At 67.3% G+C, this 18,500-nt stretch carries 18 protein-coding genes, 1 tRNA gene and 1 pseudogene; 10 read left to right on the top strand and 10 right to left on the bottom strand.

Translation table 11 applies throughout. The features are described from left to right. The first annotated feature begins 79 nt into the window (after nucleotides 1-79). Nucleotides 80-1,111: a nitronate monooxygenase gene (locus tag NV348_RS20385; RefSeq protein ID WP_447148331.1), complete on the top strand. Its 1,032-nt coding sequence runs from the start codon at nucleotides 80-82 to the stop codon at nucleotides 1,109-1,111. An 85-nt stretch (nucleotides 1,112-1,196) separates the two neighbouring features. Beyond that, nucleotides 1,197-1,589, top strand: coding sequence for an SCO5389 family protein (locus tag NV348_RS20380; RefSeq protein WP_447148330.1), 393 nt, complete (start codon nucleotides 1,197-1,199; stop codon nucleotides 1,587-1,589). Between the two features lie 294 nt (nucleotides 1,590-1,883). Here NV348_RS20380 and NV348_RS20375 read toward each other — a convergent pair whose 3' ends face one another. From NV348_RS20375 to NV348_RS20365, 3 genes are all read right to left on the bottom strand, one after another. Further along, on the bottom strand, nucleotides 1,884-3,518 hold the full coding sequence (locus tag NV348_RS20375; protein WP_447148329.1) for a long-chain fatty acid--CoA ligase: 1,635 nt from the start codon (nucleotides 3,516-3,518) through the stop codon (nucleotides 1,884-1,886). Nucleotides 3,519-3,637: 119 nt separating this feature from the next. Beyond that, nucleotides 3,638-4,021 carry an ArsR/SmtB family transcription factor gene (locus NV348_RS20370; RefSeq protein WP_447148328.1) on the bottom strand — a complete coding sequence of 128 codons (384 nt, stop codon included), beginning with the start codon at nucleotides 4,019-4,021 and terminating at the stop codon, nucleotides 3,638-3,640. 23 nt (nucleotides 4,022-4,044) lie between these two features. Further along, nucleotides 4,045-4,644, bottom strand: coding sequence for a TetR/AcrR family transcriptional regulator (locus NV348_RS20365; RefSeq protein ID WP_218720753.1), 600 nt, complete (start codon nucleotides 4,642-4,644; stop codon nucleotides 4,045-4,047). 72 nt (nucleotides 4,645-4,716) lie between these two features. Between NV348_RS20365 and NV348_RS20360 the strand changes: the two genes are divergently transcribed. Then, on the top strand, nucleotides 4,717-5,856 hold the full coding sequence (locus NV348_RS20360; protein ID WP_447148327.1) for an acyl-CoA dehydrogenase family protein: 1,140 nt from the start codon (nucleotides 4,717-4,719) through the stop codon (nucleotides 5,854-5,856). Nucleotides 5,857-5,955: 99 nt separating this feature from the next. After that, nucleotides 5,956-6,744 carry a DUF1542 domain-containing protein gene (locus NV348_RS20355; RefSeq protein WP_447148326.1) on the top strand — a complete coding sequence of 263 codons (789 nt, stop codon included), beginning with the start codon at nucleotides 5,956-5,958 and terminating at the stop codon, nucleotides 6,742-6,744. On the opposite strand, the gene NV348_RS20350 is transcribed toward NV348_RS20355, so the two are convergent. Together NV348_RS20350 and NV348_RS20345 are read right to left on the bottom strand one after the other, a co-directional pair. Then, the gene (locus NV348_RS20350; RefSeq protein ID WP_447148325.1) at nucleotides 6,655-7,698 is read right to left on the bottom strand and encodes a hypothetical protein; all 1,044 of its coding nucleotides are present in this window, start codon (nucleotides 7,696-7,698) and stop codon (nucleotides 6,655-6,657) included. The two genes, NV348_RS20355 and NV348_RS20350, sit on opposite strands and share 90 nt — an antisense overlap. A gap of 59 nt (nucleotides 7,699-7,757) precedes the next feature. Beyond that, nucleotides 7,758-8,387, bottom strand: coding sequence for a hypothetical protein (locus tag NV348_RS20345; RefSeq protein WP_447148324.1), 630 nt, complete (start codon nucleotides 8,385-8,387; stop codon nucleotides 7,758-7,760). Between the two features lie 358 nt (nucleotides 8,388-8,745). Between NV348_RS20345 and NV348_RS20340 the strand changes: the two genes are divergently transcribed. Then, nucleotides 8,746-8,821 (top strand) — tRNA-Arg (locus tag NV348_RS20340). A gap of 373 nt (nucleotides 8,822-9,194) precedes the next feature. Here the strand turns inward: NV348_RS20340 and NV348_RS20335 are convergent. The 4 genes from NV348_RS20335 to NV348_RS20320 form a co-directional block, all read right to left on the bottom strand. Then, nucleotides 9,195-10,100 carry an alpha/beta fold hydrolase gene (locus tag NV348_RS20335; protein ID WP_447148323.1) on the bottom strand — a complete coding sequence of 302 codons (906 nt, stop codon included), beginning with the start codon at nucleotides 10,098-10,100 and terminating at the stop codon, nucleotides 9,195-9,197. A gap of 64 nt (nucleotides 10,101-10,164) precedes the next feature. Beyond that, nucleotides 10,165-11,019 (bottom strand): PucR family transcriptional regulator, encoded by an 855-nt coding sequence (locus NV348_RS20330; RefSeq protein ID WP_447148322.1) that lies wholly within the window; start codon nucleotides 11,017-11,019, stop codon nucleotides 10,165-10,167. Nucleotides 11,020-11,155: 136 nt separating this feature from the next. Then, entirely contained in the window at nucleotides 11,156-12,826 is a 1,671-nt protein-coding gene (locus NV348_RS20325; protein WP_447148321.1) for an FAD-binding dehydrogenase, read from the bottom strand. After that, complete coding sequence (locus NV348_RS20320) at nucleotides 12,826-13,467, bottom strand: TetR/AcrR family transcriptional regulator (protein ID WP_447148320.1); 642 nt, start codon at nucleotides 13,465-13,467, stop codon at nucleotides 12,826-12,828. Before NV348_RS20320 ends, NV348_RS20325 begins: the two co-directional genes overlap by 1 nt. A gap of 187 nt (nucleotides 13,468-13,654) precedes the next feature. On the opposite strand from NV348_RS20320, the gene NV348_RS20315 reads away from it, so the two are divergent. The 3 genes from NV348_RS20315 to NV348_RS20305 all read left to right on the top strand — a co-directional run bounded on the left by NV348_RS20315 (nucleotide 13,655) and on the right by NV348_RS20305 (nucleotide 16,700). Next, the gene (locus NV348_RS20315; protein WP_447148319.1) at nucleotides 13,655-14,548 is read left to right on the top strand and encodes an MBL fold metallo-hydrolase; all 894 of its coding nucleotides are present in this window, start codon (nucleotides 13,655-13,657) and stop codon (nucleotides 14,546-14,548) included. Between the two features lie 143 nt (nucleotides 14,549-14,691). Continuing rightward, nucleotides 14,692-15,600, top strand: a complete 909-nt coding sequence (locus tag NV348_RS20310; RefSeq protein WP_447148318.1) for a bile acid:sodium symporter family protein — start codon at nucleotides 14,692-14,694, stop codon at nucleotides 15,598-15,600. 59 nt (nucleotides 15,601-15,659) lie between these two features. Continuing rightward, nucleotides 15,660-16,700, top strand: coding sequence for an MBL fold metallo-hydrolase (locus NV348_RS20305; protein WP_447148317.1), 1,041 nt, complete (start codon nucleotides 15,660-15,662; stop codon nucleotides 16,698-16,700). Between the two features lie 136 nt (nucleotides 16,701-16,836). Here the strand turns inward: NV348_RS20305 and NV348_RS20300 are convergent, their stop codons facing one another. After that, nucleotides 16,837-17,058, bottom strand: coding sequence for a hypothetical protein (locus NV348_RS20300; protein ID WP_447148316.1), 222 nt, complete (start codon nucleotides 17,056-17,058; stop codon nucleotides 16,837-16,839). 50 nt (nucleotides 17,059-17,108) lie between these two features. On the opposite strand from NV348_RS20300, the gene NV348_RS20295 reads away from it, so the two are divergent. Together NV348_RS20295 and NV348_RS20290 are read left to right on the top strand one after the other, a co-directional pair. Continuing rightward, the gene (locus NV348_RS20295) at nucleotides 17,109-17,459 is read left to right on the top strand and encodes a hypothetical protein (RefSeq protein ID WP_447148315.1); all 351 of its coding nucleotides are present in this window, start codon (nucleotides 17,109-17,111) and stop codon (nucleotides 17,457-17,459) included. 27 nt (nucleotides 17,460-17,486) lie between these two features. Beyond that, nucleotides 17,487-18,167 (top strand): annotated as a pseudogene (locus tag NV348_RS20290) (alpha/beta fold hydrolase); the annotation flags it as partial. Nucleotides 18,168-18,500: the final 333 nt, after the last annotated feature.

The raw sequence follows: 18,500 nt of genomic DNA, 5'->3' as shown, positions 1-18,500 counted from the left end.
AGTTACGATCCCGTTGCCGAGCCGGTCACACGTGTCGGCCCCGGCGCACCGCCCGGCGCCGACGGGACAGACTCGGGACATGGTGATCGAGAGCTTGCGTGTCCCCATCGTCGCCGCGCCCATGGCGGGCGGCCCGTCCACCCCGGAGTTGGTGGTCGCCGTCTCGAACGCGGGCGGGTTCGGCCAGCTGGCCGCCGGCTACCTCGAGCCGGCGGCGATGGCCGACCAGATCGCGGCGACCAGAGCCGCGACCACCGCTCCGTTCGGCATGAATCTGTTCGCCCCCGGCCCGGTCGCCGAGCCGGCGACCTACGCGGCCTACCTGGCCGAACTGGGCGGCGAGTTCCCGCTCGGCACGCCCAAGCACGACACCGACGGCTGGGCCGAGAAGATCGACCTGCTGGTGGCCGACCCGGTCGCGGTGGTGTCGACGACCTTCGGCTGTCCCACCGCCGTCGAGGTCGACCGGCTGCACGCGGTCGGCACCGAGGTCTGGGTGACGGTCACCTCCCCCACCGAGGCGGCGATCGCGCTCGACGCGGGCGCCGACGCGCTGATCGCGCAGGGCGCCGAGGCGGGCGGGCACCGCGCGAGCTTCCTCGACGATCCCGCCGACGATCCGGTCGACCCACTGGGCCTGCTGTCCCTGCTCCAGTTGCTCACCGCCGCCACCGACCGCCCGATCATCGCCGCGGGCGGCATCGCCACCGGCGCGGGCCTGGCCGCGGTGCTCGCCGGGGGCGCGGCGGCCGGGCAGCTCGGCACCGCGCTGCTGCGCTGTCCGGAGTCGGGCACCAACGCCGCGCACCGGGGCACGATCGGGTCGGCGGAACCGACGATGCTCACCCGCGCCTTCACCGGACGACGTGCGCGCGGAATCCGCAACCGTTTTCTTCGGGAGCACACCGCGACCGCACCCGCCGCGTACCCCGAAATTCACTACGCCACCGCCCCGTTGCGGGCCGAGGGCCGCGCCGCGGGCAACACCGACGATGTGAATCTGTGGGCGGGCCAAACACATTCGCTCACGACCGAGCTATCGGCGGGCGAACTGATCACCGACCTGGCCGCCGACGCGAAAAGCGCGCTACGGAAAGCACTTTCAGAATGAATCCAGTGTTGTTGACAACCGATTTCGTTTAGACTCGAAGGGGCATCGCATCCCGCCGACCACCACCAAGCAGGAGGAGAGCGCCATGTCCCTCGATGTTCCCGCAGCCTTGCTCGAGCGCGCCGAACAGGGCGATATCGACGACGCCGAATTCGTCGAATGCGTCCGCACGTCACTGCCTTACGCCTGGGAAGTGGTGAGCCGGGTAGCCGGTGACCTGCGGACAGGCGACGCGGAATTCGCCGACAACGTGGTGCCGCCGCCGGACGAGGTCGCCCGCGGCCAGCTGCTGCGCGCCCTGGCCTCCGACGCCATCCGCGGCGGACTGGAACGGCACTTCGGCGTGAAGCTCGCGTTCCAGAACTGCCATCGGGTCGCGGCCTTCCCGCTCTCGGCGGTCGGCGGCGAGACCTACAGCCGCTACATCAGCCCGCGCGCCCAGCTCCTCAACCAGAGCCCGGAACTCCGGAACTGTTGAGCACCAGCATTTCTATCGACAACTGAATATCGACAACTGCATCGCACAACAGAATCCGACAACAGAACAAACAACTGAACAACAACTGAATGAGAACGGCGGGCGTGGAAGAGATTCCACGCCCGCCGCCACGTCTACCAGCCGACACCGGTTTCGGCTCCCGCCGCCACGTCTACCAGCCGACCCCGGTTTCGGCCGCCTCGCCGCCGAGGGGTGAGACGTACCGCCGAAGGCGCAGTATCACCCCTCGGCGGCGAGGTCACGAGGCCGAAACCCTGCGGCGCCAGCCGCCAATCACACAGTCGTCACATCCAGCTCGCCCTCGGCGTACTGCGCGCGCAGCCGCTTCTTGTCGAACTTGCCGACGCTGGTCTTGGGCACCTCGGCGATGAAGGTCCAGCGCTCCGGCAGCTGCCACTTGGCGAACTTGTCGGCCAGGAAGTCACGCAGCTCGACGGCGTCGGCGGCCGCGCCCTCGGTCAGCACGATCGCGACCAGCGGGCGCTCGTCCCACTTCTCGTCCGGGACACCGATCACGGCGGCCTCGGCGACGGCCGGGTGGCCCATCACGGCGTTCTCCAGGTCCACCGAGGAGATCCACTCGCCACCGGACTTGATGACGTCCTTGGAGCGGTCGACCAGGGTGAGGTAGCCGTCGGGGCTGATCTTGCCGACGTCGCCGGTGCGCAGCCAGCCGTCGTCGAACTTGTCCGGGTCGATCTCCGCGCCGGTCGGCGAGTAGTAGGAGCCGGTGATCCACGCGCCGCGGACCTCGAGCTCGCCGAGCGACTCACCGTCGTTCGGGACGACCTTGCCGTCGTCGCCGACCAGCCGGGCCTCGACGTTGGCCGGGAAACGGCCCTGCGTGTAGCGGTAGGCCCAGGCCTCCTCGCCCTCGACACCGGCGGGCGCGTGCGCGACGCTGCCCAGCGGGGAGGTCTCGGTCATGCCCCACGCGTGCAGGATGCGCACGCCGTGCTTCTCCTCGAACGCGCGCATCATGGCGGGCGGCACCGCGGAACCACCGACGACGGCGGTGCGCAGGTGCGAGATGTCCTGCGGCTGCGCGGCCAGGCCGGCCAGCACGCCGCCCCAGATGGTCGGCACGGCGGCGGCGAAGGTCGGCTTCTCGGCCGCCATCATCTCCAGCAGCGGGCCCGGCTGCAGGAAGCGGTCCGGCATCAGGATGTTCGCGCCCGACATCAGCGCCGCGTACGGCAGGCCCCACGCGTTGGCGTGGAACAGCGGCACGATCGCGAGCACGTAGTCCCCGCCGTGGAAACCCATGCCGTTGGGCGAGTTGACCTGCATGGCGTGCAGCCAGTTGGAGCGGTGCGAGTAGACGACGCCCTTCGGGTCGCCGGTGGTGCCGGAGGTGTAGCACATGGCGGCGGCGGAACGCTCGTCCACGACCGGGAAGTCGAACTCGGCGGACTGGCTGTCGAGCAGCTCGCGGTAGGAGTGCACCTGCACGCCCTCGGGCGCGGTCAGCGCGGCGGCGTCACCGTTGACGACGATCACATGCTTGACGGTCTTCAGGTTCGGTAGGTACTGCGCGAACAGCGGCAGCAGCGTGCCGTCGACGAGCACGACCTTGTCCTCGGCGTGGTTGGCGACGAACACCAGCTGCTCCGGGAACAGGCGGATGTTGAGCGCGTGCAGCACCGAGCCCATCGCGGGCACCGCGATGTAGGCGACCATGTGCTCGTTGTTGTTCCACATGAAGGTGCCGACGCGGTCGCCCTCTTCGATGCCGAGCCCGCGCAGCGCGTTGGCCAGCCGTGCGGCGTCGGCGCCGAGCTCACGGTAGGTCATCGTGCGCACGCCGTCGCCGGTCCAGGTGGACACGGTCGAATTGCCCTGGAAGGTGGCGGCATAGTTGAGCAGTTTGGCCAGCGACAGCTGGTCGTCCTGCATGGTGCTCAGCATCGAAAACTCCTTCGGTCTCGCCGCGGCATGAGCCACGTCACAAGCGGATGCTACCGAAGGGAGCGCGGGCGGCAACCGTTTCCCGGCGTAACTTTTCCTGGTGAACGGTGTGTTCAGTGTCAGCCCTCTTGCGTCCGGTGCGGTGGCTGCCCATCGGGCCCGCGATGGTGGGCGGGCACGCCGGGCCCCGCGTGCTCGGCGTTGTGCACCGCGTCGACCACCAGGCTGCGGACGTGATCGTTCTCCAGGCTGTAGTAGATCGTGGTGCCGTCGCGGCGGGTGCGCACCAGCCGCGCCATCCGCAATTTGGCCAGATGCTGTGACACCGACGGTCCCGGCTTGCCGACCTCGGTCGCCAGTTCGTTCACCGACAATTCACGGTCGGCCAGCGCCCACAGCACCTGGACCCGGGTCGGATCGGCGAGCATCCGGAAGACCTCGACGACCAGTCCCACCTGTTCCTCGGCCAGCGGCGCGCGGACCGGTCCGCCGTCTGCGTTCATGCGCAGATGATAGGCCCGGGAGGTCAGCGCAGGGCGAGGTCGGCCAGCGCGGTCCAGTCGGCCAGCACCTGCTTGCGGCGGACCCGGTCGCGCCCGACCATCTCGTCGAGAGTGGCGCCACGGACCAGGTTGATGGTGAGCCAGAAGGTGCTCTCCAGCCGCTCGCGGGTGATCGCGGGGTCGATCAGCCCGGCGCAGCGGTCGAGCAGCTCGACGGTCAGCTCGTGCTGCACGCGCAGCATCTCCCGGCGTAGCGGCGGATCGTTGGCGATGCCGACGTAGAGCTCGACGGCGGCGCGGCCGAGCTGCCCCGCGAACGTCGCGGTGACCAGCTCGACGAGCACCGCGCCCGCCGCGCTGTCGCCCGGCAGGGCTTTCGCTTTGCGCTGCATGGCTTCCCGCTGCCGTTCGGTGAGGTGACCGATGGTCTGGGCGAACAGCTCGCTCCTGGTGTGGAACTGGTGCAGCTGCGCACCCCGGGTGACCCCGGCCCTGGCGGTGATGTCGGCGATCGATGCGCCCGCGTAGCCGACCTCGGCCAGGCTCTCGATCGCGGCATCGAGCAGTAGTGTCCGCGTTCGCAGACTCTTCTCCTGATGCTTGTTCGGTGGCAGCTCGGGCATCGACCCAGTATAGAGTTCAGAAATTCCGTGCTGCCTTGCACGCAATTCAGTGCTGGACGTACTGTGTCGAGCATGGCTGTTGACCGGATGCTGCCCACCGACGAAGCGCGCGAGCTGATCGAGCTGACCCGCGACATCGCCGACAAGGTGCTCGAGCCGCGCGTCGTCGAGAGTGAGAAGACCGGCGTCTTCCCCGACGGCGTCTTCCCCGCGCTCGGCGCGGCCGGGCTGCTGAGCCTGCCGTACCCGGAAGAATTCGGCGGCGGCGCCCAGCCCTACGAGGTCTACCTGCAGGTGCTCGAGGAACTGGCGAGCCGCTGGGCCGCCGTGGCGGTCGCGGTGAGCGTGCACGGCCTGTCCTGCCATCCGCTGTTCACCTACGGCACCGACGAGCAGAAGCAGCAGTGGCTCGCGGGCATGCTCTCCGGCGAAACCATCGGCGCCTACAGCCTGTCCGAGGCGCACGCCGGTTCCGACGCCGCCGCCCTGCGCTGCCGCGCCACCCCGGTCGACGGCGGCTACCGGCTCACCGGCACCAAGGCGTGGATCACCAACGGCGGCCGCGCCGACTTCTACACCCTGTTCGCCCGCACCGGCGAGGGCTCGCGCGGCATCGCCTGCTTCCTGGTCCCCGCCGACACCGCCGGTCTGAGCTTCGGCAAGCCCGAGGAGAAGATGGGCCTGCGCGGCATCCCCACCACCACCGCCGCCTACGACGACGCTTTCCTGCCCGCCGAACGCCGCATCGGCGACGAGGGCCAGGGCCTGTCGATCGCCTTCAGCGCCCTCGACGCGGGCCGCCTCGGCATCGCCGCCGTGGCCACCGGCGTCGCCCAGCGCGCGCTCGACGAGGCCGTCGCCTACGCCAAGGAGCGGGAGGCGTTCGGCCGCAAGATCATCGACCACCAGGGCCTCGGCTTCGTACTCGCCGACATGGCGGCCGCCGTCGACACCGCCCGCGCCACCTACCTCGACGCGGCACGGCGCCGCGATGCCGGCCTGCCGTACTCGCGACAGGCCAGCGTCGCCAAGCTGGTCGCCACCGACGCCGCGATGAAGGTGACCACCGACGCGGTCCAGGTCTTCGGCGGCTACGGCTACACCCAGGACTTCCCGGTGGAGCGCTACATGCGCGAGGCCAAGGTCATGCAGATCTTCGAGGGCACCAATCAGATCCAGCGCCTGGTGATCGCCCGCCATCTCGCCGGGTGAGCTACCCCGCAACGCGCTGATCAAGCAGCCTCATCCCGTTCGGGCAACCAGTCAGTAAACTGGACGGCATCTCGAGACCTCGGGCGAAAGAGGTGCGCGATGCTGTGGTGGTTGATCGTGATCGTCGTCGTGTGCGTGGTGGCTCTGCTGTACCTGCGCGCCGAGCAGAACAAGCGGAACGCGCGCGAACTCGACGAAGCGCAGGCCGATGCCAGGGTGACGATCGAACGGCTCGGCGGCCAGGTGTACCAGCTGTCGCCGCGCAACGAAGCGGCCCGGCAGGCGCTGGCCGACGCGTCCGAACGCTACAACGCCGCGGGCGGGCAGATGGACAGGGCGAACTCGCCCGCCCAGGCCCGCCTGGCCAAGCAGACGGCGGTGGAAGGGCTCTATTACATCCGGGCTGCGCGCACCGCGATGAATATGGACCCGGGCCCGCCGGTACCCGCCCTCGATGGTCAGGACATCGCGGGACAGGTCGACCAGCCACGGATCGTCGAGCACAACGGTCGCCGCATCGCCGCCTCCCCCACTCCTTCCCAGGGCACGCCGAACTACTACCCCGGCGGGCGCGTGGCCGGACGCCCGGTCCCCGCGGGGTGGTATTCGGAGCCGTGGTGGAAGCCCGCGCTGATGGCCGGCGCCTGGGGCGCCGGTTCGGCACTGCTGTTCACGACATTGTTCGCCGGGATGTCCGGAGTCGGCTACGACGCCCAGGCCTTCGAGGAAGGCACCGGCGAAGCGGCACTCGACCAGGGCGATGCCGGCCAGGATCCGGGATACGACCCGGGTCAGGATTCAGATGGCTGGGGCGGCTCCGATGGTGTCGACGGTGGTGGATACGACAGCGGCGGGTTCGACGGCGGCGGTGGGTTCGACGCGTTCTGAACCAGCCGGTGGGCCGGGACCGGCCCTGGCGCCGCCGAGATAGCCGGGGCCGGGGTGGGCACGGGGGATCTCCCGATGACCGATCATGGTGTGGCCGTTACCGTCGCGGCTCACGTAATACCGGTGCCGACTGTCGGCACGACCGTCCTTGATGACCGCCGGTCCGACCCGGGCGCCGACCACGACTTCGACCGGATCACCTCGATCCGACCCGCGCGGGGGCACACCGCTCACCTGCGGGCCGACCTCCGCCAATGTCTCTCGGAGCCCGGCCTGGCCTAGGTCGGTCGCGGCGAAGTCGGTGGCGGCGAAGTCGACCGGGCCGAAGAGGACCCGGCGGCAATGTAGCTGGAACGCCGCGCCCACACGAGCAAGCGTCCACGCTTCGACCGAGCCGCCGCCGAACATCTCCCCCGTCCCGACGACCGCAGATTCGGCCCCGATGGCCGACTCGGCCGGATCAACTCCACCCGTCGACTCGGCCGGTCCACCCGAGCCCGCCGAATCAGCAGGACGACTCTCAGCCGGCATCTCACCAGGATCGACCCCGGACGACGGCCCCGTGGGATCGGACCAGGGCATCGGCTGATCCGGTTGGGCCTGGTGCGGTAGCGCGAAACCGAATGTCTCGAGCAGGGACAGGATCGGCCCGATCGGGGATGGGCCCGCCGGGAGCATCATGTCCAGCGCATGACCGGCGTCAGCCCACGGGCGGCCGACTACTTGTGACGGAACCGCCTCTGCTGCTGAGTATTCCGGGGTGGGTGGCGCGGGATCCGGAGCGATGGCCAGGATCGCGTCGACGATCGGCGGCGACAGGTTCGGGCCGAACCCGGTGAACGGGATGGCGTGGGCGGTCGGAGTGTCGTCAGCGGCAGCCACGCCGGCTACCGACAGGGCGGCGAACACCATGCCGGCCAGCAGCACACCGCGAACGAATCCGACTGCGCGCATCACACACTCCTTCCTGTCTCGTCAATGCGGGTTCTCTCCGGTAAGTGGCAGGTCGCTCGTCAGCTAGGAGTCCGGCACTCGGACAACTCCCCCGCGTCCCGCCGAACCTGCTTGGACGCGGGGAGTCGCTGGGCGACGACCCGGATCCGCGGATTCTCGTTCTCGATCTGCTGCGCCGAGGCGGCGAGCAGATCCCTGGCGACGCCGCGCAGCCGGTCGGTATCGGCGAGATCGACGCCACCCATTTCGCCCGCCCGCACCCGGTCCGCCTGCCCGAGCCGATCGAAGAGCCCGACCAATTCGCCCTGCGCGGACCGCCATTCGTCGGGGAACAGGTCCGGGATCGGCAACCGGTTCGCGGTGTCGCGCGCACCGTCGGCCGCGGCGGCACGGCCACCGAGGATCATCGCGGCAGCGTCGCGATACTGCACCGGGGTGAGCGTCCCGGCCTCGCGGTCGGCGGCCTTCAAGTCGGCCCGATACCGGGTCTGCAAGGCGCAGACGGACCGATAGAACGCGAGCATGGTCGATTGCGTCGCCGCGCTCGCGCCCTCGATCTCCTCGGCGCGCGCCGCAGCCGCCCGATCCGCCTGTGACAACGGCGTATCCGCATCGACCAGCCCACCATCGACCGCACACCCGGCCAGCCCGAGACACACCGCCGCGGCCAGCACGAGCGCCCTCACCACCTGCGCACGCCGAGCAACGCGATCGACACAGACAACCCCGGCGGCACGGCGCGACTCAGCGCGCCGTGCCGCCGTAAGCGGGACCCCACAACCATGACCACGTACTCCTCGAGAGAAGGCAGAAAGTCAGTGCGTGCACGAATGCCCGAACAGCCGGGCGGAAGCCACCGGGAACGCTAGAACACCGAAACCCCACCTCAGGGGCCCACACCTGTTTCAGATCAGCGTGTCGCCGCGACCAGATTCCATGACATCCGCATGGACTGGAGGAGCCCCTCCCCGGCTTTGCTACCCCACCGGCCTCGCACGCTATACTCGGCACGGTCGAACCGGGCCTCAACCCGACCCGGCCAACCCCGCCTTCGTAGCTCAGGGGATAGAGCACCGCTCTCCTAAAGCGGGTGTCGCAGGTTCGAATCCTGCCGAGGGCACCAACCTGCGACGTTGTTTCCGCAGGTCAACAGCTTATGCTCCGTAATGCCGAGGAAGTCTCATAGCGAAAGCCCAGGTCGTTCGCGTTCACGCTTGTGGAGTGGTAGGGCACAGCGAACATGGGAACGCCGCTGTCACTCGACCCTCACCGCGATCGCCGGGAGCCCCGGACGCGTTCGTGATTGTCACAGCCAGTGGCGCCATCTGAAAACGCCCCAGAGCCCGACACCCAGCCCGACCATGATCGCGAGCGCGAACGGATACTTCGCATCCAGTGCAGTTCCGGGATGTAGACGAAATTGAAATTCGCCGTACGGATGGCGTTCGCCGCCCGGACACTCGCGCAGAGCAGCGCCAGACTTCTACCGGCGCAAATCAGCTGTTGCGCTCCACGAACGCTCGGATCGTCCGGGCGAGCTGTTCAGGCTGTTCGACATTGGGCGAGTGGCCGGCATCTTCGATCACCTCGACCTCGGCGCCGGCTGCCGCGTAGCGTGCGAGGGTGGTAGCGCAGTCATACATTTGGTCCGATCGCCCATGTACTGCCAAGGCGGGCAGCCCGATGTCGCGCAATTGGACGTCGAGCGGGCGATTCGCCAACCGTTTCTTGCGTTCGACGAGGACCGTATGGGCCGCGGCTGCTGCCATCGCCCGATGGTCTTCGAACATTCGGTTCGCATCGAGCCCCTCGTCGACGACGAACCCGGGAGCGAACGCGATGCGACCGAAATACTCGGTCGCCGCTGGCCACGCCAGCCTGTGCAGCACACCGCCGAGCAATGGCAGCGTGAGCAGTGCTTGCCCCACCGGAAAATTCGCATAGCTGTAATCGGGTGCCTGCCCGACCAGCACGACTCGAGATACCCGGCTGCTCTGCTCGGCCACCGACATCACGACATCGCAGCCGAACGAGTGCCCGAGCGCTGTCACGCCGGTGACGTCGAGCTTATCCAGGACCGCCGCCACGACGGAGCCCTGAGCCGGTCCGTCCGGAGCTCGGTCGCCGCCGGTGCAGCCGTAACCCACGAGGTCGACGCGGATGACCCGATAGCGATCGGTCAGTAGTGGGGTGAGCTTGTCGTACCAATGCATCGACGCGTCGAAGCCGTGGACGAGAAGCAGCGGCCTGCCGTGCGCGGAGCCGTCTTCGCGGAGGTGGATCGTGTTGGTGCCGACGTCGAGCATCGCGCCTATCTGTTCACGTCGACGGGATCGTGACGGCGTCGACGCGCGGGTTTTCGCGTGCGGCGGGCCGCCCGCGGCCGGCAGGGTCGGAGTCATCTCTCCGCCCGTTTCTGCTGTTCGTTCGCGATCGCAACGCTGCGGTTCTGGACAGGTCGTCGGCTCATGAGTGTTCTACGGCTGGGCGCGCCCGCTGCTCCTCCAGCTCAGAGATTTGCCATTCCGACGCAATCCACGCTGCCGCCAGCTTTCGCGAATCTGCCGGTTCTCCGGGATTCAGCCCGGTGATCTCGGCGATGCGCCGCAACCGATAGCTGACGCTGTTGGGATGCAGCGTCAACGACTCGGCGATACGTTTGCGATCGGTTCCGAACAGTAGATACGCCCGCAGCGTCTCCATAAGATGTCGGTGACCGCGAAGCGGCGCCAGTATCGACGCGAGTCGGCTTCGCGCTGGGCTAGGACGGGTGAGCTGGTAGTCGAGTGCGAGATCGTCGAGTGTGTAGGCGCCGGGAAGCGCCCGTAAATGCGCGACAAGTCGGCACAGCTCGTGGATCATTCGCTGTGCGTCACGGAGATCGCCACGTGCCACATCATGCAACTCGACGAGGGCAATCGATTGGCCGAGGTGATCGCACAGCCCGTGCGCGATGTCGGTGTACCGTGCGCGGTTCGTCGCGTGCCCCGGTGCCGGTAGCAGGACCAGGCCCCCGTCGGAATCGAACACGTGCAGCGCCCCTTGCCCGAGCGGGTCGTTGTCCAAGTAGCACACCAAACGCGCCGACCATTGCGCCGCTTCGACTCGCTGACTCCGGCGGGTGTCGCTGACGGCGGCCACGGCCACGAGATCGTATCTGGGATGGACGACCAGTTCGGCCCGGCTCGCCAACTCATCGAGCGGATCGCCGTACATAAGCGCATGGGCGAGTTCACGCCGAGGATCCGGTCTGCGGCGGCTGGATGGCTGTGCTGATGTCATCGTGTCGCGACCATGGACGTCTTCGAGGTAGTTCAGCATCAGGTGTGACATGGTGATGGCATCGTCGCGATCTTGTTGTCGGACCCGTCGACGTGCACATGCGCAGCCCCTGCGGCGGTGCGCACAAGCGCGCCGATTCCGTGTCGCATTCGTGGGTCGAGTTTCGCCGGATTCATCACGATCGCTTGGCGAGTGCGAGGCCGGCGGCTCGACCGGAGAAGATGCACCCGCCCAGAAACGTCCCCTCCAGGGCGTTGTAGCCGTGGACGCCACCGCCGCCGAAGCCCGCGACCTCGCCCGCGGCGTACAGCCCCGAAAACGGGGTGCCATCTGGTCGCATGACCTGGCTGTCCAGATTGGTTTCCAAGCCGCCCAGCGTCTTTCGGGTCAAGATGTTCAAGCGGACCGCGATCAGCGGGCCATGGGCGGGATCGAGGATGCGGTGCGGTGCGGCGACACGGGTGATCCGATCCCCACGTGAGCGGCGCGCATTCTGAACCGCCATCAGCTGAATGTCTTTGCCGAACGGGTTGTCGAGTTCGCGGTCGCGCGCCACGATCTGTGCCTCGATGTCGTCGACATTCAGCTGTGGCCCGCGGCTGATCTTGTTCATCCCGGCGACGAGTTCGGCCAGGTTCGGCGCGACGACGAAGTCCTCGCCGTGCTGTTTGAACTTTTCGACGGGCCCCGGTGCGCCCTTGGCCAGCCGACTGGCGAGCACCGCGCGTATATCCTTGCCGGTGATGTCGGGATTCTGCTCCGACCCCGACAGCGCGAACTCTTTCTCGATGATGGTCTGGGTGAGGATGAACCAGGAGTAGTCGTAGCCGGTGGCCAGGATCTGCTTCATCGTGGCGAGGCTGTCGAAGCCGGGGAAGTGCGGTGCGGGCATCCGCTGCCCTTGCGCGTCGAACCACAATGAGGACGGGCCGGGAATGATCCGAATTGCGTGGTCGGGCCAGATCGGGTCCCAGTTGTGGATGCCCTCGGTGTAGGCCCACAACCGATCACGGTTGACGAGGTTCGCCCCGGCCTGCTCGCTGATGGCGAGCATCCGGCCATCGACATGCGCGGGCACGCCGGAGATCAGATGCCGTGGAGCGGGACCGAGTCGGTCCGTCGGCCAGTTCTCGCGGATCAGGGCGTGGTTGTGTCCGATTCCGCCGGAGGTGACGATCACCGCCGCCGCCCGGTGCTCGAATTCGCCGATCGTGGTGCGCGACGACGCGATTCCGCGGTCGAGGTCGGTATCCTCGAGCACGCTGCCGCGGACGCCGGTACAGATTCCGTCCTCGATGAGTAGCTCGTCGACGCGGTGGCGAAACGCGAACCGCACCAACCCGGCGGTCTCGGCGCGCTCGACAGGTTCGGCGAAGACTCGCACCACCTCGGGGCCGGTGCCCCAGGTGAGGTGAAACCGTGGCACCGAATTGCCATGGCCCGCAGCCGAACCCGACCCACGTTCGGCCCAGCCGACGAACGGCAAGACACGCAGGCCGAGATCGCGCAGATACTGCCGCTTTTCGGTGGCGGCGAACCGGACGTAGGCCTGCGCCCATCGACGTGGCCACCGGTCCTCGCTGTCGAGGCGGTCGAATGCCGCCGATCCCAGCCAGTCCTGCAGCGCCAGATCATACGAGTCCTTGATACCCATACGCTTCTGCTCGGGACTGTCAACGAAGAACAGGCCACCCAGTGACCAAAACGCCTGCCCACCGAGGTTCTTACGATTCTCCTGGTCGATCACCAGCACTCGCCGCCCGGCTTTGGCCAGCTCGTGAGTGGCGACCAGACCGGCCAACCCTGCCCCGACCACAACGACATCGGGTTCGAAGGTAGCGCTCATCAGGACAGGTCCTCTCTGGGCGGCACAACGCGGGTGGTGAAGTGCGCCACGACAGCTGTGAACAACATGGCCCGCCGGGCGCAGGCAGCCTCGGCATCGTCTTCGATCAGGCACTGGACCTGTGTTCCGTCGTGCACTGCGACCAGAGCCGGTCCCAGTGCCGCGCGGTCGGTGATCTCGAGCCCGAGTTGGGCCAACAGGCGGTCCAGCAGCGGCATCAGTGTGTCGAGAATGGCGGCTTCGCGTGCGGCTATCACGCGCTTGAGCGAGGGATTGCGCAGTGCGTGCGCGGTGAACTCGGAGCTGACCCGGTACCACCGGTCGTCGATGGGCACCATCGCCAACACGTATTCGACGACGTCGTCGAGTGAGCCCAGCCGCGGCTGCTCACCCGGGGAGAGCAGCGCACCGACGTCGCCCAGCATCTGCGTCGAACGTTGCTCCCACATCGCCAGGAACAGTTCCTCCATCGACGAGAAGTTCGAATAGAAGGCTCCTCGCGTGAATCCTGCACGCTCGCACACATGCTCGACGCTGCTGTTTCCGAAACCGCGCTCCGCGAATACCTCCAGCGCTGCGTCGAGGAGTCGCTGACGGGTCACACCACGTCGGCGCTTCACCGGATTCGTCGCATCAGCCATGGGGAGAGCCTAGCGGAATTTAGATACACTTTCGTACTCAGTACGATAATGTATCGAACTGAGACGCAGGTCTCACCGATGTCGACGACAGGAGCAGCGCGGTGGCACCAGGTCGAAAGACGCGAGGAGCCCGCTCACTACTGATCCCACCCCTACCCACCGACGCACGGCAGGGATAGCAGACACGATGCTGGATCAATTTCCGCAGCTCGCCGCGACCACGCACGCGAGCACGCTGCAGTGCGCGTTCCTCGGCACGTCCAGCGTGGTGCTGCGCGATCACCGCACCACGGTGCTCACCGACGGATTCATCAGCAGACCACGCTTCGGCCGGGTGGCACTCGGCGGCGCACTGCACCCGGATCGGCCCGCCATCACGGCCACCCTCGCCGACCTCGGCCTGACCGAAGCGTCGTCGGTAGTGGTGACCCATTCCCACTACGACCATGCGCTCGACGCACCGGCCGTCGCCACCACACTCGACGCTGACCTGATCGGCTCGCACTCCACCCGCGAGATCGCGCGAGGATATGACTTCGACCTGCGCCGCTACCGGCTGGCCAGACCTGAAAAACCCCGTAGCTACGGCGATTTCACCATCTCCGTCCGAGAGAGCGAACACAGTCCCGGTGACCGGTGCCCGGGGGAGATATCCGGGCCGCTCACCCCGCCCGCGCGGGCCCGCCAGTTCCGCACGGGCGAAACCTATTCGGTGCATTTCGCGCACCCGGCCGGAAACGTGATCGTGCACGGCAGCGCGGGCTACCGCCCGGATTGCCTCGCGGGGCTGCAGGCGGACGTGATCTTCCTCGGTGTCGGCGCACTGGGTCGCCAGGATGCCGCGTTTCGTCGCCGTTACTGGGACGAAACCGTCGTCGCCGTCGGTGCCCGCCGCGTGGTACCGGTGCACTGGGACCGATTCTGGCGGCCGCTGACCGAACCGATGCGACCGATGCCGCGCCTGTTCGACAACTTCCGATCCACCGTCCGTTTCTTGCGCGATCGCGCCGAGAAAGATGGCGTCGAGATCGCCATGGCACCGGCGACGACGTGGTGCGATCCGTTTGCGCCACTGCGGTGATCTTTTCCCTCTCAGTGCGTACAACCGTGCACTGCATCCACCGACGAAAGATCTAGGTGAAGTCCCGTGGTATTCCATGCAACGGTAAGCAGACAGATGGCTGAGCGCGAAGCTACGCCGCTGCGCCGAAGTGGGTGCGGTCGATGAACTCATCCGGCTTGATCACCGTCGGACTACCGATCGCTCTCGCGATCATCATGTTCGGTTTGGGTCTGACGCTGACCATCGGCGACTTTCGCCGAATTGGGCGTGAGCCCAAGGCGGTACTGGTCGCCCTGGTGCTGCAGATATTCGTCCTACCCGCCATCGCGTTCGGACTGGTCACGATCTTCGGCCTCGACCCGCTGCTCGCGGTCGGAGTGATGTTGCTGGCCGCCTCACCCGGCGGCACGACCGCCAACCTGTTCAGCCACCTGTTCCGGGGAGACGTCGCACTCAATATCACCCTCACCGCTATCAACTCGATCTTGGCGGTGGTGACCATCCCGATCATCACCAACTTCGCGATCGCGTACTTCGGCGTGGCCGGCGACGTCGGCCTGCAGTTCGGAAAAGTGCTGCAGGTCATCGCGATAGTTCTGATACCGGTCGCTGTGGGCATGATCGTGCGGAGGTTCACCTCGACATTCGCCGCACGCGCCGACCGCCCGGTGCGGATCTTCTCGATTGTGGTGCTTGCGTTCGTTTCGATCGGCGCCTTGGCGTCCGAGCGAGACAATGTGGCCGAATACGCGCGCCAGGTCGGACTGGTCACCGGCCTGTTCTGCCTGTCGAGCCTCGCGCTCGGCTATGCGGGAGCCCGCATGCTGAAGCTCGGCCGGCCACAAGCGATCGCCACCTCGATGGAGGTCGGCGTCCATAACACAACGGTGGCGCTGACAATCGCGATCAGCGTGCTCGGCAGTACGGAAGTAGCGATACCCAGTGCTGTGTACTCGATCCTGATGTACGCCTTAGCCACCGCGTTCGGCTATGCGGTCACCCGCGGCGGCTCCGAAGTATTCCCGGTCGACCCGACGACCACCGACCCGATTTCGGCAGAAAGCAGATGATGAACACGAGCAGTGCGCTGACGCGGCGAACAGTGCTGGGCGGTCTCGTAGGGACCGGCATGGCAGCCGCGTTCGGGAGCCTTCACCAAGCATCCGCGAACCCGCTGCCCACGTTGGATCAACGAACGATCGACGTCAGGCGGCGGTTCTTCGGGACGAGCAACGTCGACTCCGGCACCGGCGCCGTTCGAGCCGACCGTGTTGTGATCAGTTGGCTCGGCTGCACCACCTATGCGATGGCGATGTGCGGCGCGGTGTTTTTGCTCGACGCGTGGATTCCACGCGGCACGGTCTCGGGTTATGTCCCGACCGATCCCGGCGAAGTCGCAGCCCTACGCCCCGACGCGATCTTCATCGGTCACGGTCATTTCGACCACGCGGCCGACGCCGGACGCATCGCCGAGGCTTCGGGTGCTGCGATATTCGGCAGCACCGAACATTGTGCGGCGGTTCGACAATCGGTACCCACCTCGACGGTGCGCTACGTCGAACTGGGTGATGGCACGACCGCGGTTGGTGATCGCCGAGACTTCGAGGTGGGTGATGTCTCGGTCACCGCGATCCGACATCTGCACTCCACGCCTACCGCGCCCGAGGGAGGCCAAGAAGGTTCGGTCCCGTTCTTCCCCACACCCGACACGAGCGACATCGTCGCGCATCCACCCCAACCAGACGATGCGATCGACTTGGCGCGTCATCTGTTCGACGCCGAAGGTGGGAGCATCCTCTACCAGTTCCGTACACCCGGTTTCGCTGTCCTCTGGCACGACACCGCAGGGCCGTTGGGCGAACGAGCTCCGCAGGTCTTGGCCCAGCTGCACGAATTGCCGCCCACGGATGTGCATCTGGGGGCGATCCAGGGTTTCGGCCAATTCACCAACGGCCTGCGTGATCCACGGGAGTACATAGAAGCGGTCGATGCACGGGTGTTCGTACCGGGACATCACGACAACTTCGTGCCCGGCGTCAGCGCACGAGGAGAGACCTACGAGGCGCCGTTGCGCGTCGAGCTCGCGCGTCTGGCCTCCCCGCCCGAGCTTCGCTTCATGTCGGATCCGAGCGACTATCTCAACCCAGGACTGCTGACCTTCTCAGTTTAGGGCGTGTCTCACGTCGATGGCTGTAGAGGTCGGGTTCGCCGATTCGGGTGCCCACCTGCACAATATCGCCTTCTACAACTTAGGGATCCGGATGCTCGAACGAGTACACATCCGCAAATTCATGCCCTCGATTCGGTCACTTCGCCGAAGGATTCGGCACCACCGTGCGCGCCGGACAGTTGCTGAAAGCCAGGTAATCACCCAGCCCGGACGGCGCGCCCGCCTGGAACAGAACGACGCGCAGCAAGACCTCCTGCTCGACCGCCACCACGCATTCGCCCACCACCCAACGACGGAGCCTGCCGATATCGATCTCCCTGCACACACCCGTCGGCGCAGCCTGCGCCAGGACAAGCACGCCCCAAGCACACTCGAACCAAGGCGACGGCGTTCGCGGCGTTCGCCGCCTTGCTGTGCGGAGTTCAGACACCACCGGCGAACGCCGCCCTGGAAGACTTCTACAACGCGCCCGCCGAACTGACCGCCACGGCCCCGGGAGATGCGCTTCACACCGAACCACTGCCTTTGGCTTTGTCGGTTCCCGGCACCGATGCGCCGTTTCCGGGTCACGCGACACGGATCCTGTACCGCAGCAACGACACCCCCGGCAACCCGATCGCAGTCAGCGGCTTCTACCTCGATCCCACCACCGCCTGGACCGGGCCAGGAGAGCGGCCGCTGATCACCCTGGCTGTGGGCACCCAGGGCCAAGGCGAGGCGTGCGCGCCCTCGAACACAGCCGGACCGATCCTGGGCTAGACCCCACCGCTCGGGCTCACCGCCGGCTGCGACATGCCCACAATCGAGCTGCTCGCCGCCCGCGGCTTCGCGGTCGTGGTCACCGACTACCACGGCCTCGGCACCCCCGGCGTGCACGACTGGCTCAACCGCGAAGCCTCCGCACACGCGGTTCTCGATGCCGCGCGCGCCGCCAAGAATCTGCCCCTCACCACGATCACTCCCACCGCGCCCATCGCGATCTGGGGATACTCCCAAGGCGGTGGCGCCGCAGCCGCGGCCGCCGAATTACAACCGGAATACGCCCCCGAACTGGACGTACGCGGTACCTACGCCGGCGCGCCGGTCGGAAACCCGCTGCAGCTGATCAGCGCCGTGGACGCGACCATCGACAAGGGATACACCGCCTGGGCACTCGACGGCCTCGCCGCAGACTATCCGCAGGCCGGACCCGAGATCCAGGGCATCCTGAGCCCGGCCGGGCAGACCTGGCTGCAAGAATCAGTAACCCAGTGCTACACCGAAATCATCGCCCGTAACGGCCTGCTCGACTCGCGCGCCTGGACACGCACCGGCGAGACGATATCGTCAGCCATCACCGGCAATCCGGTCCTGCGTGAGCTGCTCGCTCAACAAAACATCGGCGCTCTCACCCCGAGCGCGCCTGTACTGATGGTGTCCAACGCCGCCGACGATATCGTGCCGCACCAGTCTGTGGAGCAGCTCGCTACCGACTGGGTGTGCCAATGGCGTCGCCGTCCACCTCGACAAGGCCACCGAGGTACCGGCGATCCTGCCCGGAACCGGCGCCATCCACGTCCTGGCCTACCCTGTGGCCGCCGCCCGCGCTCTGGACTGGATGACCGAACGACTCGCGGACATCCCCCAGACGAGCACCTGCGACCGCTGAGCGGGGCAATCCCGAACCGACAGGACGCGTCATCGCACCCCATTACAGTGGCCCGGCATCCGCCTCGGCGACGAAGTAGCCACCGGTGTCCCTCGGAAGGGCACATCAAAGTACCGGCTTCCCACTCGGACACCACGGCAGACCCGCCCGGC

This window comes from Nocardia fodinahabitans (genome assembly GCF_052983615.1).
This window is presented reverse-complemented; position numbering and strand designations above follow the sequence as displayed.

Excerpts from the sequence above, each read along its gene's own strand:
- NV348_RS20325 (WP_447148321.1), bottom strand. The coding sequence starts at position 12,826 with ATGAGCGCTACCTTCGAACCCGATGTCGTTGTGGTCGGGGCAGGGTTG.
- NV348_RS20320 (WP_447148320.1), bottom strand. The coding sequence starts at position 13,467 with ATGGCTGATGCGACGAATCCGGTGAAGCGCCGACGTGGTGTGACCCGT.
- NV348_RS20375 (WP_447148329.1), bottom strand. The coding sequence starts at position 3,518 with ATGCTGAGCACCATGCAGGACGACCAGCTGTCGCTGGCCAAACTGCTC.
- NV348_RS20335 (WP_447148323.1), bottom strand. The coding sequence starts at position 10,100 with ATGACTCCGACCCTGCCGGCCGCGGGCGGCCCGCCGCACGCGAAAACC.
- NV348_RS20330 (WP_447148322.1), bottom strand. The coding sequence starts at position 11,019 with ATGCTGAACTACCTCGAAGACGTCCATGGTCGCGACACGATGACATCA.
- NV348_RS20385 (WP_447148331.1), top strand. The coding sequence starts at position 80 with ATGGTGATCGAGAGCTTGCGTGTCCCCATCGTCGCCGCGCCCATGGCG.
- NV348_RS20305 (WP_447148317.1), top strand. The coding sequence starts at position 15,660 with ATGGCAGCCGCGTTCGGGAGCCTTCACCAAGCATCCGCGAACCCGCTG.
- NV348_RS20355 (WP_447148326.1), top strand. The coding sequence starts at position 5,956 with ATGCTGTGGTGGTTGATCGTGATCGTCGTCGTGTGCGTGGTGGCTCTG.
- NV348_RS20365 (WP_218720753.1), bottom strand. The coding sequence starts at position 4,644 with ATGCCCGAGCTGCCACCGAACAAGCATCAGGAGAAGAGTCTGCGAACG.
- NV348_RS20350 (WP_447148325.1), bottom strand. The coding sequence starts at position 7,698 with ATGCGCGCAGTCGGATTCGTTCGCGGTGTGCTGCTGGCCGGCATGGTG.
- NV348_RS20360 (WP_447148327.1), top strand. The coding sequence starts at position 4,717 with ATGGCTGTTGACCGGATGCTGCCCACCGACGAAGCGCGCGAGCTGATC.
- NV348_RS20370 (WP_447148328.1), bottom strand. The coding sequence starts at position 4,021 with ATGAACGCAGACGGCGGACCGGTCCGCGCGCCGCTGGCCGAGGAACAG.
- NV348_RS20310 (WP_447148318.1), top strand. The coding sequence starts at position 14,692 with ATGAACTCATCCGGCTTGATCACCGTCGGACTACCGATCGCTCTCGCG.
- NV348_RS20315 (WP_447148319.1), top strand. The coding sequence starts at position 13,655 with ATGCTGGATCAATTTCCGCAGCTCGCCGCGACCACGCACGCGAGCACG.
- NV348_RS20380 (WP_447148330.1), top strand. The coding sequence starts at position 1,197 with ATGTCCCTCGATGTTCCCGCAGCCTTGCTCGAGCGCGCCGAACAGGGC.